The sequence below is a fragment of the Roseateles sp. P5_B10 genome, from assembly GCF_056400485.1.
The window spans coordinates 1-13,262 of the sequence record NZ_JBFULE010000084.1 but is presented as its reverse complement, the minus strand read 5'-3'; the positions used below and the strand labels follow the sequence as shown (position 1 = coordinate 13,262).

Sequence of the window (13,262 nt, the reverse complement as noted above, 5' to 3'; positions counted from 1 at the left end):
ATCATCAACACGAAGGCTCCCACCAGCACCAGCGTGATGAGCAGGAACATGCGGCCGTTGACGCCGCCCAGGAACAGGATGCCCATCGCGATGGCCGCGATGACCATGAAGGCGCCCATGTCGGGTTCAGCCAGCAGCAGCAGGCCGATGAAGGCCAGCGAGATCGCGATCGGCGTGACGGCCTGGAAGAAGTTCTCCCGGGCGTCCATCTTGCGCATCATGTAGTTGGCCGCGTACAGGGCGATGCCGAACTTGGCCAGCTCCGAGGGCTGGAAGTTCATGACACCCAGCGGAATCCAGCGCCGCGCGCCGTAGACGACCTTGCCTATGCCAGGGATCAGCACCGCGACCAGCAGCACCAGGGCGGCGACGAAAACCCAGGGCGCCCAGCGCTCCCAGATGGCTACGGGGATCTGCACGGTGACGAGCCCCGCGACCAGCGCGAAGCCGATGGCGATCATGTGGCGCGTCAGGAAGTGCGTCGGCAGGTATTTGGCGAAGCGCGGGTTGTCGGGCAGCGCGATGGAGGCCGAATAGACCATCAAGAGGCCAAAGGCCATCAGCGCGAGCACCACCCACACCATGGTGATGTCGAAGCCCTGCAACTGCGTCGGCCGGCCGGCCGAAGTCGACACCCAGTCGCGCACCGGCACGCTGGCATCCTCGGCGTCGCTCTTTTTCCAGAGCGACTGCAGCCTGGCGGTGAAGCCGTTCAAGACCGCAGTCATTGATGCACCCTTCGCGCTGCGCGCTGTCCCGCCGAGCGGGAGCGAGCTTGCTTGGGACGGCCCGGCGCGGCGCTCATAGCGCCACCCCGCGTTCGTCGGCGAGACCCTGCACCGTGGCGACGAAGACCTCGGCGCGGTGGGCGTAGTTGCGGAACATGTCCAGGCTGGCGCAGGCGGGGGACAGCAGCACGCTGTCGCCGCTCTGGGCCTGCTGCAGGCACCAGGTCGTGGCGGCCTCCAGCGTCGCGTGGTGCTGCATGGCAATGCCGGTGTTGGCCAGCGCTGCTTCAATCTGAGGCGCATCGCGACCGATCAGCGCCACGGCGCGGGCATGGCGGGCAACACCATCGGCCAGTGGCGCGAAGTCCTGGCCCTTGCCATCGCCGCCGAGGATGAGGACCAGCTTGGCCGGCGCGCGGTCGGCACCCAGGCCGGAGATCGCGGCGACAGTGGCGCCAACATTGGTGCCCTTGGAATCGTCAAAGAACTCGACGCCATCGATGCTGCCAACGGGCTCGACGCGATGCGGCTCGCCGCGATATTCGCGCAGGCCGTGCAGCATGGGGGCCAGCTCGCAGGCGGCCGCCGTCGCCAGCGCGAGTGCCGCCAGCGCATTGGCGGCGTTGTGGCGGCCGCGCACACGCAGCGCGTCGGCCGGCATCAGGCGCTGGATGATGAGGGGCTCTGCCTCATCGCTCTTCTTGCGCTTGATGGTCGGGTCCAGCTCCAGGGCGCGCACCAGCCAGGTCAGGCCGCCTTCATCGACAAGACCGAAGTCGCCTGCGACTTTGGGCGGGTTCAGACCGAAGCGCACGACATGGCGCGACACCGTGCGGCCGGGCTTGCCGCGGCTGCCCTTGACGAACACCGGCGCCGGCACCAGTCCTTCGACCTCAGCATCGTCACGGTTGGCGACGATGACGGACTCGCGACCGAAGATGCGCGCCTTGGCACGACCATAGGCAGCCATGTCGCCATGCCAGTCGAGGTGGTCCTGGGTCAGGTTYAGCACTGCACCGGCCGTGGGTTCGAAGCCGTTGACGCCGTCGAGCTGGAAGCTGGACAGCTCCAGCACCCAGACCTCGGGCAGGGTCTCGAACACCGGGCCGCGCGGTGGCGGTGGGTCAATGGGCAGCGGCGTGTCCTCGTCAGGAAGAACCGCGGCCTCTTCGGCCGTCTCTTCGACGGGAGCGTCCACAATCGCCTCGGCAATGGCTTCAGCGGGCGTTTCGACCGGCGCCGGATCGGGCTCCTTGGCCAGGGCCTCGGTCAGCGTGTCCAGCAGCGTCGGGCCGATATTGCCGGCGACGGCCACGCGCTTGCCGGCACGCTCGACGAGCAGGCCGGTCATGCAGGTCGTGGTCGTCTTGCCATTGGTCCCGGTGATGGCGAGCACGGCGGGTGCGTAGCCGTGCTGGGCCTTCAGCGCGGCCAGTGAATCAGCGAACAGATCCAGCTCGCCCCGCACTGCGGGGCCGTGGGCGTAAACAGCCGCCAGGCGCGCATCCAGCGGCGACAGGCCTGGGCTCTTCAACACCGAGTTGAAGCCCGCCACCATCTCCGCCGTCAGCTCGCCGGTGATGAACTGCGCCGACTCGCCCAGTGCTGCGCGCTGCGGCGGCTGCTCTCGAGAGTCCCACACGGTCACCTTCGCGCCGAAGCCCGCGCACCAGCGCGCCATCGCCAGGCCGGAGTCACCCAGGCCCAGCACGAGCACGCGCTGATCGAGTAGTTGCGGCAGGTCCAGCTTCATGCGGTCACCGCAGCTTGAGGCTGGCCAGGCCGACGAGGCACAGCAGCATCGTGATGATCCAGAAGCGGATGACGACCTGGGTCTCGTTCCAGCCGCTCTTCTCGAAGTGGTGGTGCAGCGGCGCCATCTTGAAGATGCGCCGGCCCTCGCCAAATTTCTTCTTCGTGAACTTGAACCAGCTGACCTGCAGCATCACGCTCAGCACTTCGGCCACGAAGATGCCGCCCATGATGCCGAGCAGGATCTCCTGGCGCGTGATGACGGCCAGCGTCCCGAGGCCACCACCCAGCGCCAGCGCGCCGACGTCACCCATGAACACCTGCGCGGGATGGGCGTTGAACCACAGGAAGGCCAGGCCTGCGCCAGCCATCGCGGCGCAGAAGATCAGCAGCTCGCCGGCGCCCGGGATGTAGGGCAGCAGCAGGTATTTGGAGAACACCGACGAGCCGGTCAGGTAGGCGAACAGGCCCAGGGCGGAGCCGACCATGACGACCGGCATGATGGCCAGGCCGTCCAGGCCGTCGGTGAAGTTGACCGCGTTGCTGGTGCCAACGATGACGAAATAGGCCAGCGCGACGAAGCCCCACACGCCCAGCGGCATGCTGATGGTCTTGAAGAAGGGGATCAGCAGGTCGGCCTTGGGCGGCAGCTCGGTCGAGAAGCCGCTGGACACCCAGCGAAAGAACAGCTGCACGACGCCGAGGAATGACGTCTCCGACACGCTGAACGCGAGATAGAGGGCGGCGAACAAGCCGATCAGCGACTGCCAGAAGAACTTCTCGCGGCTACGCATCCCTTCCGGATTCTTGTCAACGACCTTGCGCCAGTCGTCCACCCAGCCCACGGCGCCGAAACCCATGGTGACCAGCATGACGACCCAGACGAAACGATTGCTCCAGTCGAACCACAGCAGCGTCGACACGCCAATGCCGATGAGGACCAGCACGCCGCCCATGGTCGGCGTGCCGGTCTTGGCCAGGTGGGTCTGCACGCCATAGGCACGCACGGGCTGGCCGATCTTCATTTCGGTCAGGCGGCGGATGACCCAGGGCCCGAAGGCCAGGCCGATCAGCAGTGCGGTCATCGCGGCCATCACGGCGCGGAAGGTGATGTACTGGAAAAGGCGCAGAAAGCCCAGGTCGGGGTAGAGGCCCTGCAGCCACTGGGCGAGGCTAAGCAGCATGGGCGTCTCCGGTTTGTAGGGCAGCGACCACTTGTTCCATCTTCATGAAGCGCGAGCCCTTGACCAGGGTCTGGGCCACGCTGGGTTGTTCTGTGAGTGCTGCAACGAGCGCGGCCGTGTTGTCGAAGGCACGGGCGCCCGGGCCATAAGCCGCTGCGGCGTCACGGGCAGCGCCGCCGGCCGTCCAGAAATGGGCGATTCCGCGCTCGGCCGCATAGGCGCCCACCTCGCGGTGGAAGGCCGGGCCGTCGTTGCCCACCTCGCCCATGTCGCCGAGGATCAGCCAGCCCTCGCCCGGCATGCCGGCCAGCACGTCGATGGCGGCGCGCACGCTGTCGGGATTGGCGTTGTAGCTGTCGTCGATCAGCGTACGGCCGCGCGCATCGGTCTTCAGTTCCGAGCGGCCCTTGACGGCGCGGAAGGCTTCGAGGCCTTGGGCAATCGAGGCCAGCGGGGCGCCTGCGGCCAGCGCGCAGGCGGCCGCCGCCAGCGCGTTGCGCACGTTGTGCTCGCCGGCCATGTGCAGCGCGACCGGCGCGGTGCCTGCGGGCGTGTGCAGCTCCAGCGCCCAGTGCGTACCGATCCAGGCTGCGTCGCCCGTCACGTCGGCCTCGCCACGCAGCGCAAAACTCAGGTGCGGGCGCGAACCGGCCAGCTCCAGCCAGATCGGCGCGCAGGCGTCCTCGGCCGGAAAGACGGCGCAACCGCTGGCGGCCAGCGCCCCGATGACCGCGCCGTTCTCGCGCGCCACGGCCTCGACCGTGGCCATGAATTCCTGGTGCTCGCGCTGCGCGTTGTTGACCAGGGCCACCGTCGGCTGCGTCATCGCGGCCAGCGGTGCGATCTCGCCAGGGTGGTTCATGCCCAGCTCGATGACGGCGGCGCGGTGGCTGGTCTCGTCGTCGTGGCGCAGGCGCAAAAGCGTCAGCGGCACGCCGATGTCGTTGTTGTAGTTGCCTTCGGTAGCCAGGGCTGCATCGCCGACCCAGGCGCGCAGGATGCTGGCGATCATCTGCGTCGTCGTCGTCTTGCCGTTGCTGCCCGTGACGGCAATGACGGGCAGTTGCTGCTGGCGGCGCCAGGCGGCGGCGAGTTGGCCGAGGGCCGCTTTCGCATCGGCGACAAGCAGGCCCGGCAGGCCCGCTTCGGCCAGACCGCGTTCAGCCAGCGCGGCGACGGCGCCCGAGGCCTTGGCTTCGCTGAGGAAGTCGTTGGCATCGAAGCGTTCGCCGCGCAACGCGACGAAGAGGTCGCCCGCCCGCAGTGTGCGCGTGTCGCTGTGCACGCGGGCAAAACCGGTCGCACCGTCGCCGATCAGAGTCGATCCCGGCAGCAGCGCCTGAGCCTCGGACAGCGTCAAAAACAGGTTCACAGACCTGCCCTTTCCAGCAACGCCGCGCGCGCTTCGCCAACATCCGAGAAGGGCCGGCGCACGCCATTCACTTCCTGATAGTCCTCATGACCCTTGCCTGCAATGAGCACGATGTCGCGCGAGCCGGCGTTCATCACCGCGGCCCGGATCGCTTCCTCACGGGCCTCGACGACGATGGCTTCGGGCGCAGCGACGGCGATGTCGGCCATGATCTGTGCCGGCGCTTCGGTGCGTGGGTTGTCGGTGGTGATGACGACGCGACCCGACAACCGGGCGGCGATGGCACCCATCTGCGGCCGCTTGCCGCGGTCGCGGTCACCACCACAGCCAAACACGCAGACCAGCTCGCCGCCACGCGCCTGGGCCAGGCCGTGCAGGGCGGACAGCGCCTTGTCCAGAGCATCCGGTGTGTGCGCGTAGTCGACAACCACCTGGGGCAGCTCCCGGCCATTGCCGACACGTTGCATGCGGCCCGGCACCGGCGTCACGCGGCCCAGCACGCGCGCCACGTCGGCCAGGGCAGCACCTTGGGCGCGCAGAGCGCCTGCCACGCCGAGCAGGTTGGCCGCGTTGTAGTCGCCGATCAGGCTGGTCTGCACCGGCATGGCTTCCTCGCCCTCATGCAGCGTGAAGGCCAGGCCCTCGCCGGTGTAGTGCAGGCCACGGGCCGACAGGCGCGCGTCGCTGCGTGCGACGCCGGTGGTCCAGACATCGAGGGCGACCAACTCGGCGGCGAGGGCCTCGCCTTGCGGATCGTCAAGATTGATGACCGCGGCGCGCAGGCCGGGGAAGGCGAACAACGCACGCTTGGCCGCCCAGTAGGCATCCATCGTGCGGTGGTAATCGAGGTGGTCCTGTGTGAAGTTGGTGAACACCGCCACGCGCACGGCGCTGCCTGCCAGCCGCCCCTCCACGATGCCGATGCTGCTCGCCTCGATGGCGCAGGCCGAGAAGGCCTCGTCGCGCATACGGGCGAAGGCCGCCTGCAGCAGCACGGGGTCTGGCGTGGTCAGGCCGTTGTAGTCCAGCTTGGGCGGCTCGCCGATGCCCAGCGTGCCGACGACCCCGCAGCGCTTGCCCAACTGCGCCGAGGCCTGGGCGATCCACCAGGCCGACGAGGTCTTGCCATTGGTGCCGGTGACGGCGATGACGTCCAGCGTGTCGGTCGGCTTGCCGAAGAAGGTGGCGGCGATCTCGCCGGTGCGGGCCTTCAGTCCAGGCAGCGAGGCCACACGCGCATCGACAAAGCCGAAGCGCTCGACATCGGCCTCTTCAACCAGGCAGGTGGAGGCGCCGGCTTCCAGCGCCGCCGCGACAAACTCGCGCCCGTCGCGTGCATAGCCGGGCCAGGCGATGAAGGCATCGCCGGGGCGGACCTGGCGGCTGTCGGTGCGCAGTGTGCCGGTGCACCATTCGGACAGCCAGCGAGCGGCGGCATCGGGGGACTTGAGGCGTGTCAGCATCAAAAGCTCTCTTCGACCGCGACGGCCTTCTGGTTGGCCACGATCTGGCTCTTCACGTCCAGGTCGGGCGGTACGCCGAGCAAACGAAGCGTCTGGGCGGTGACTTGGCTGAACACCGGGCCGGCGACCTTGCCGCCGTAGTAAACGCCCGCGGTCGGCTCGTCGACCATGACGGCGACGACGATGCGTGGCTTGCTGATGGGGGCGATGCCAACGAACCAGGAGCGGTATTTGTGGCTGGCGTAGCCGCGGCCTTCCTGCTTGTGGGCCGTGCCGCTCTTGCCGCCGATGCTGTAGCCCGGCACCTGCGCCTCGGGCGCCGTGCCGCCCGGGCCAGCGGCGGCCTGCAGCATCAGGCGCAGGTCCTGCGTGACCTTGGGTGAGAACACGCGGATGCCGGCGATCGGATGGTCGTGCGGCTGGCGCAGCATGCTGACCGGGACGATCTCGCCGTCGCGCGCGAACACCGTGTAGGCCCGCGCCAGCTGGAACAGCGACGCCGACAGGCCGTAGCCATAGCTCATCGTCGCCTGCTCGATGGGCCGCCAGGTCTTGTAGGGACGCAGCTTGCCGGTCACCGCGCCGGGGAAGCTGATCTGCGGCCGCTGGCCCAGGCCGATGGCCGTGAACATCTCGTGCATCTCGCGCGGCTGCATCTGCATCGCGAGCTTGGTGGCGCCGATGTTGCTGGAGAACTTGATGACCTCGCGCACCGGGATCACGCCATGCGGCTTGGTGTCGCTGATGACGGCGCCCTGGAAGGCGTATTTGCCGTTGCCGGTGTCGACGAGACTGTCGGGCGTCGTGCGGCCGGTCTCCATCGACAGGCCGGCGATGAAAGGCTTCATCGTCGAGCCGGGCTCGAAGACGTCGGTCAGTGCGCGGTTGCGCAGCTGCTCGCCGGACAGGTTCTGGCGGTTGCCCGGGTCATAGCTCGGGAAGTTGGCCAKGGCCAGCACCTCGCCGGTCTGCGCATCCAGCACGACGACGGAGCCGGCCTTGGCCTTGTTCTCCGCCACCGCGTCGCGTATGCGCTGGTAGGCGAAGAACTGCACCTTGGAGTCGACAGACAGGTCGATGTCGTGGCCGTTGGCGGCGGGCACGACGTCGCCGATGTCCTCGACGACACGGCCCAGGCGGTCGCGCACGACCGAGCGCGAGCCGTCGCGACCCTGCAGCTCCTTCTGGAAGGCCAGCTCGATGCCTTCCTGGCCGCGGTCCTCGGCGCCGGTGAAGCCGACGACGTGCGCCGCGGCCTCGCCCTCGGGGTATTTGCGGCGRTATTCGCGGTCCTGGAACACACCCTTCAGACCGATGGCCTTCACGCGTGCGGCGGTCTCGTCGTCGGCCAGGCGCTTGAGCCAGACGAAGCGGGTCTCGGGGTTGAGCTTGGCCTCCAGCTCCTTGTTCGACAGGCCCAGGGCCTTGGCCAGCGCGCGGCGCTTGTCGGCGTCGGCATCGACTTCCTTGGGGATGGCCCAGATCGACGGCACGGCCACGCTCGCGGCCAGCACCTGGCCGGTGCGGTCGTTGATGCGGCCGCGGCTGGCCGGCAGCTCCAGCGTGTGGGCGTAACGGGCCTCGCCCTGCTTCTGGAAAAAGTCGGTGTTCAGCACCTGCACCCAGACGGCTCGCGTGAGCAGGCCCAGGAAGGCCAGGCCGACGAGAGCGACCAGGAAGCGCGAGCGCCAGGGCGGCGTCTTGGACGCCAGCAGCGGACTGGTGGAATAGCTGACGCCACGACCCGAGCCGAGGGCGCGTGCGCCGGACTTGTTGGCCTTGCTCACTGGGCGACTCCCGACGCCACCACGGCCGGGCTGATGACGCGCATGCCCAGGCGCTCCCGAGCCACCTGTTCGACGCGCAAGTTGGTCGCCTGCGCATGGCGCTCGGCGGCCAGGCGCTCGGCGTCGGCAGCCAGGCGCTGACCCTCGGCCTTGGCCTTGTCGCGCTCGGCGAACAGGCGGCGCGACTCGTAGGCGCTGTGCACGAGGACGACGCCACTGGCCAGCACGGCCAGGATGAGAATGAAATTGACTTTCGCCACGTCAGCGCCTGGAGGTGACGGGCGGCAGCGGCGCGTCGGTGCGCTCCGCCACACKCAACACGGCCGAGCGTGAGCGCGGATTGGCAGCCACCTCGGCATCACTGGGCTTGATGCGGCCCAGCGCATTCAGGATCAGCGGCGCGGCTTCGGCGAACGGCGCGCGGCGGTCGAACACGGCCTTGCTGCGCTCGGCGATGAACTGCTTGACCCGCCGGTCTTCCAGAGAATGGAAGCTGATGACGGACAGCCGGCCGCCTGGCGCCAGCAGGCGCAAAGCGGCGTTCAGGCCCTGCTCAAGCTCCTCAAGCTCGCCATTGACATGAATCCGAAGGGCTTGAAAGGTGCGGGTCGCCGGGTCTTGGCCGGGCTCGCGGGTCTTGACCGTGCGAGCCACGAGTTCGCGCAGCTCGTCGGTGCGCGTGAGCGGCGTGCCGGCTTCCCGGCAAGCAACAACCGCCTTTGCAATCTGTGAAGCAAACCGTTCTTCGCCATAGTCTCGAATCACTCGTGCAATGTCGCGCTCGTCGCCACGGGCCAGGAAGTCCGCCGCGCTCTGGCCGCGCGTCGTGTCCATGCGCATGTCCAGCGGGCCGTTGAAGCGAAAGCTGAAGCCGCGCTCCGGGTTGTCGATCTGAGGGCTGGACACACCCAGGTCCAGCAGCACACCATCCACCTGATGAACACCCAGCGCTGCCAGTTGCTCGGCCATGTCGGCAAAGGCGCTGTGGACGATGGAGAAGCGCGGGTCGGTGATGGCCGCCGCGGCGGCAATCGCCTCGGGGTCGCGGTCGATGGCGATGAGGCGGCCTTCGGGCGCCAGCCGGGCCAGCAGCGCGCGCGAATGGCCGCCGCGGCCAAAGGTGCCGTCCACGTAGACGCCGTCGGGCCGCGCGAGCACGCCGTCGACCGCCTCATTCAGCAGCACGGTGGTGTGGCTGAACTGGGCGCTCTCGTTCATCTCGGCGCCCATCAGAAGCTGAAGTCCTTGAGCGCGTCGGGCAGCGGGCCGGCCATCACTTCGGCCTCGTGGGCGGCATGGGCTTCGGCATCCCAGAGCTCGAAGTGGCTGCCCATGCCCAGCAGCATCACGTCGTTCTTCAGCCCGGCGCTCTTGCGCAGTTCGGGCGAGACCAGCACGCGCGACGCCGAATCGATGTCGACGTCCATCGCGTTACCGAGGAAAACACGCTTCCAGCCCGAAGCCGACATCGGCAGGGCGGCGACCTTGTCGCGGAACAGCTCCCAGGTCGGGCGCGGAAACAGCATCAGGCAGCCATCGGGGTGCTTGGTGACGGTCAGGCGCCCCTGGCAGATCAGCTGCAGCACCTCCCGGTGTCGGCTGGGCACACTCAGGCGGCCCTTGGCATCTAAGGCCAAGTTGGAGGCACCCTGAAAGACGATTTCCGACACTTTTCACCACGAAACGACACTTCCTCCCACTTTAAGGGCCAGACCTCACCGGGTCAAGGTTCGGCACAAGTTTTTTCAATGAAATCAAGTACTTAGCAATCGCTGTTAATTTATACAGCGCCAGTAAAAAATCTTGTTCATAAATAAGGACTTGCTTAGATATTGAGAAGTGCTGCTTGAAGTGATGGGCGTTTGCGATGTGGCGTTTGCCCCAAGGTTGAATCGCCCGCCCCAGGGCCACCGTCGCAAGCCATGTCTGACAGGGTTTTGCCGCACAAATCACGGCAAGCCTCGCCGGCTGGCCGCTCAGAATGCACTCGCCCCGGGTGATTTCTGCTGAAATTTCATGCTGTTTCAGCCCCTTCAGCCAAGAACTCAAACCGGGGGCTCCTACCAAATATCAAAACCGAGGCAGCCCCCAATGAATTTCTTGTCCCATATGCGCATCGGACAGCGCCTCGCGGCGGGCTTTGCCGTCGTGATCGCCTGCCTGATGACCATGGCCGGCCTGGGCTATTTCGGCATTCAGACCCTGAACGGCGAGATCAGCCAGTTACTGAGCACCGACTACAAGGCCGTGGCCCTGGCCAACAAGGCCAAGGGCGAATTGGGCGACGCCGTGCGCGGCATGATGACGACGCTCATCATGAGCGGCGAAGAACAGATCAAGAAGGAGCTGGACACGGTTGCCGCCCAGATGGCCGCGCATGAAAAGACCATGGCCGAGCTGGAGCCGCTGCTGACCGATGAAGCCAGCCAGGAGCAGCTCAAGGCGGTCAAGGAAGCCCGCGCCAAGTTCCTGCCGGCCCAGGCGTCGTTCGTGAAGACAGTGGCGTCCGGCGATACCGAAGGCGCGCCGCTGAAGTTCCAGTTCTCGGTGCGCGCGGCCCAGGTCAAGTACATGACCGCGCTGGAGAAGCTGGTCGAGGCTCGCAACGCCGGCATGGATGCGGCCGGTGAGAAGTCCAACCGCGTGGCCAACAAGACAGCCCTGCTGCTGCTCGGCCTGGCCGTGGCCGCCATCGCCGCCAGCGTGCTGACCGGTGTGTTGATCACGCGTGGCATCGTCAACCCGCTGCGCGGCGCGGTCGCTGTGGCACGCAAGGTGGCCTCGGGCAACCTGACCAGCGAGATCGAGGTGCGCAGCCGCGACGAGACCGGCGAGCTGCTGCAGGCCCTGCATGACATGAACGAGAGCCTCAAGGGCATCGTCGGCCGCGTGCGCGAGGGCACCGAGTCCATCGCCTCGGCGTCCAGCGAGATCGCCAGCGGCAATATGGACCTGTCGGTGCGCACCGAGGCCCAGGCCGCATCGCTGGAGCAGACACTGTCGGCCATGAAGACGCTGACCGACGCGGTGCAGCAGAACGCGCAGAACGCCCAACAGGCCAATCAGTTGGCCAAGGCCGCCTCGCAGGTCGCCGGCGAAGGCGGCGCCGTGGTGGCCAAGGTCGTGACGACCATGAGCAGCATCGACGCATCAAGCAAGAAGATCGTCGACATCATCAGCGTCATCGACGGCATCGCCTTTCAGACCAACATCCTGGCCCTGAACGCCGCCGTGGAGGCCGCGCGGGCCGGCGAGCAGGGCCGCGGTTTTGCCGTCGTGGCTGGCGAGGTGCGGTCTCTCGCCGGCCGCAGTGCCGACGCGGCCAAGGAGATCAAGCGCCTCATCAGCGATTCGGTCGAGAAGGTGGCCCAGGGCAGCCAGCTCGTCGCCCAGGCGGGCAACACCATGCAGGGCGTGGTGGCGAGCGTGCAACGCATGACCGACATCATGGGCGAGATCACCCATGCCAGCGCCGAGCAGAGTTCCGGCATCGAGCGCGTCACGCATACCATCCATGACATGGACAAGAGCACGCAGCAGAACGCCGCACTGGTGGAAGAAGCCGCCGCTGCCGCCGACTCGCTGCGCGATCAGGCCCATGGCCTCGAGGAGGTCGTCAGCCTCTTCAAGCTCGAGGCGGCGCGCTGAAGGCGCGATCATCCCCATCCTCAAAAGATCAGGAGACTGCATGAAGACGAACAACGCCAGCCGATGGATTGCCGGCTTGGGCCTCGCCCTCGGCCTGGGCGGCGCGGCGCAAGCCATCGAAGTGGCCGGCCTCAAGTTCGACGACACCGTCAAGGTCGCCGGCAAGGACTTGAAGGTCAACGGAGCCGGTGTGCGCGTGCGCATCGTGGTCAAGGTCTATGCCCTGGTGCTTTACCTGCCCGAGAAGAAGGACACGACGGCCGGCGTGCTGGACACCCAAGGCCCGCGCCGCTTCAGCCTCGGCCTGCTGCGCGAGGTGACCGGTGACGACCTGGGCCAGGCCTTCATGGCTGGCATCACGGCCAACAYCGACAAGGCCGAGCGCTCCAAGTTCGTCAACCAGCTGGCCCAGTTCGGCGAGGCCTTCGTCAACATCCCGCAGGGCAAGAAGGGTGACGTCATCACCGTGGACTGGATTCCGGACACCGGCACCGTCATGGCCCTGAACGGCAAGCCCATCGGCGAACCGATGAAGGACGTCAATTTCTACAATGCCATCCTGAAGATCTGGCTGGGCGACAAGCCCGTCGACTCTTCGCTCAAGCCCGCTCTGCTGGGCAAAGGCTGACGCTCGTGCACCACGAAACGCGCCACGTCGCCACGCGTCGTGGCGCGTTTCGCTGTGGACTCGCCAATCTCATGGCAGCATGAGCGCCGCCCGGCCGCCCGAAGGCGCTCAGCTCCCGCTTGGCGGGACAGCGCACCGCGCCAAGGGTGCACCAATGAGTTCATCTTGAGTCGCAAGCCCTCGTCATCGCTCTTTGCCGCCCTGGCTCTTGGCGCCAGCATCGGCCTGCTCCTGCCGGCCCTCATCGTCGGCGGCCTCTTCATCGGCCTGCGCGAGTCCAAGGTCGCCGAGCAGGCGCTGCAGCGCGACCTCGACGCCAAGCTCGACGTGCTGGCCAGCAGCTTGCCCGAGCTGCTGTGGAACCTGGACGCCGTGGCCGCACGGGAGGTGGTGTCGGCCATCGTCAAGTCGCCCGAGGTCGTGCGCGTCAGCGTCAGCGACGCGTCCCAGGGCCTGCCCTTTATCGAGAACCACCTGCCCGAGCGGCGCCTGGGCCAGACGCTGACCGGCGAGCGCGACATCCTGCGCGGCGCGACACGCATCGGCCACATCCAGATCGAGATCGACGACCACCTCAGCACGACGGCCGTGCTGCGCCAGCGCTGGCTCTATGGCGCGACCGTCGGCGGCCAGCTGCTGGCCTCGCTGGCCCTGGTGCTGTGGCTGTTGAACTCGCGCCTGTTCCGCCCGCTGCGCGAGC

Annotated in this window: 12 protein-coding genes and 1 pseudogene; 3 read left to right on the top strand and 10 right to left on the bottom strand. The window is 67.4% G+C overall.

Annotation, left to right across the window (positions count from 1 at the left end; translation table 11 throughout):
- The 10 genes from AC1DU6_RS08370 to AC1DU6_RS08325 form a co-directional block, all read right to left on the bottom strand.
- The coding region (locus AC1DU6_RS08370) for an FtsW/RodA/SpoVE family cell cycle protein (protein ID WP_477856658.1) at positions 1 to 728 on the bottom strand (728 nt) is incomplete at its 3' end.
- Between the two features lie 73 nt (positions 729 to 801).
- On the bottom strand, positions 802 to 2,481 hold the full coding sequence (murD, locus tag AC1DU6_RS08365; protein WP_477856657.1) for a UDP-N-acetylmuramoyl-L-alanine--D-glutamate ligase: 1,680 nt from the start codon (positions 2,479 to 2,481) through the stop codon (positions 802 to 804).
- A gap of 4 nt (positions 2,482 to 2,485) precedes the next feature.
- Entirely contained in the window at positions 2,486 to 3,664 is a 1,179-nt protein-coding gene (gene mraY, locus AC1DU6_RS08360) for a phospho-N-acetylmuramoyl-pentapeptide-transferase (protein WP_056202895.1), read from the bottom strand.
- A complete protein-coding gene (locus AC1DU6_RS08355; RefSeq protein ID WP_477856655.1) occupies positions 3,654 to 5,036 on the bottom strand; it encodes a UDP-N-acetylmuramoyl-tripeptide--D-alanyl-D-alanine ligase in 1,383 nt (460 codons plus the stop codon). The genes mraY and AC1DU6_RS08355 overlap by 11 nt, the downstream gene beginning before the upstream one ends.
- On the bottom strand, positions 5,033 to 6,499 hold the full coding sequence (locus AC1DU6_RS08350; RefSeq protein ID WP_457323963.1) for a UDP-N-acetylmuramoyl-L-alanyl-D-glutamate--2,6-diaminopimelate ligase: 1,467 nt from the start codon (positions 6,497 to 6,499) through the stop codon (positions 5,033 to 5,035). Before AC1DU6_RS08350 ends, AC1DU6_RS08355 begins: the two co-directional genes overlap by 4 nt.
- Positions 6,499 to 8,286, bottom strand: coding sequence for a peptidoglycan D,D-transpeptidase FtsI family protein (locus AC1DU6_RS08345; RefSeq protein WP_477856653.1), 1,788 nt, complete (start codon positions 8,284 to 8,286; stop codon positions 6,499 to 6,501). The genes AC1DU6_RS08350 and AC1DU6_RS08345 overlap by 1 nt, the downstream gene beginning before the upstream one ends.
- On the bottom strand, positions 8,283 to 8,546 hold the full coding sequence (gene ftsL / locus AC1DU6_RS08340) for a cell division protein FtsL (RefSeq protein WP_056202886.1): 264 nt from the start codon (positions 8,544 to 8,546) through the stop codon (positions 8,283 to 8,285). The genes AC1DU6_RS08345 and ftsL overlap by 4 nt, the downstream gene beginning before the upstream one ends.
- A gap of 1 nt (position 8,547) precedes the next feature.
- On the bottom strand, positions 8,548 to 9,504 hold the full coding sequence (gene rsmH, locus AC1DU6_RS08335; RefSeq protein WP_477856651.1) for a 16S rRNA (cytosine(1402)-N(4))-methyltransferase RsmH: 957 nt from the start codon (positions 9,502 to 9,504) through the stop codon (positions 8,548 to 8,550).
- A gap of 11 nt (positions 9,505 to 9,515) precedes the next feature.
- Positions 9,516 to 9,947, bottom strand: a complete 432-nt coding sequence (locus AC1DU6_RS08330; protein WP_056203596.1) for a division/cell wall cluster transcriptional repressor MraZ — start codon at positions 9,945 to 9,947, stop codon at positions 9,516 to 9,518.
- A gap of 40 nt (positions 9,948 to 9,987) precedes the next feature.
- Positions 9,988 to 10,335 carry a hypothetical protein gene (locus AC1DU6_RS08325; RefSeq protein WP_457323997.1) on the bottom strand — a complete coding sequence of 116 codons (348 nt, stop codon included), beginning with the start codon at positions 10,333 to 10,335 and terminating at the stop codon, positions 9,988 to 9,990.
- A 42-nt stretch (positions 10,336 to 10,377) separates the two neighbouring features.
- On the opposite strand from AC1DU6_RS08325, the gene AC1DU6_RS08320 reads away from it, so the two are divergent.
- The 3 genes and pseudogenes from AC1DU6_RS08320 to AC1DU6_RS08310 all read left to right on the top strand — a co-directional run.
- A complete protein-coding gene (locus AC1DU6_RS08320) occupies positions 10,378 to 11,934 on the top strand; it encodes a methyl-accepting chemotaxis protein (protein ID WP_457323998.1) in 1,557 nt (518 codons plus the stop codon).
- A 40-nt stretch (positions 11,935 to 11,974) separates the two neighbouring features.
- Positions 11,975 to 12,562, top strand: a complete 588-nt coding sequence (locus tag AC1DU6_RS08315; protein WP_477856648.1) for a chalcone isomerase family protein — start codon at positions 11,975 to 11,977, stop codon at positions 12,560 to 12,562.
- A 165-nt stretch (positions 12,563 to 12,727) separates the two neighbouring features.
- Positions 12,728 to 13,262 (top strand): annotated as a pseudogene (locus tag AC1DU6_RS08310) (hypothetical protein); the annotation flags it as partial.

Bases quoted from the DNA above. Each gene is read 5' to 3' on its own strand.
- mraY (WP_056202895.1), bottom strand. From the start codon at position 3,664: ATGCTGCTTAGCCTCGCCCAGTGGCTGCAGGGCCTCTACCCCGACCTG.
- AC1DU6_RS08350 (WP_457323963.1), bottom strand. From the start codon at position 6,499: ATGCTGACACGCCTCAAGTCCCCCGATGCCGCCGCTCGCTGGCTGTCC.
- AC1DU6_RS08320 (WP_457323998.1), top strand. From the start codon at position 10,378: ATGAATTTCTTGTCCCATATGCGCATCGGACAGCGCCTCGCGGCGGGC.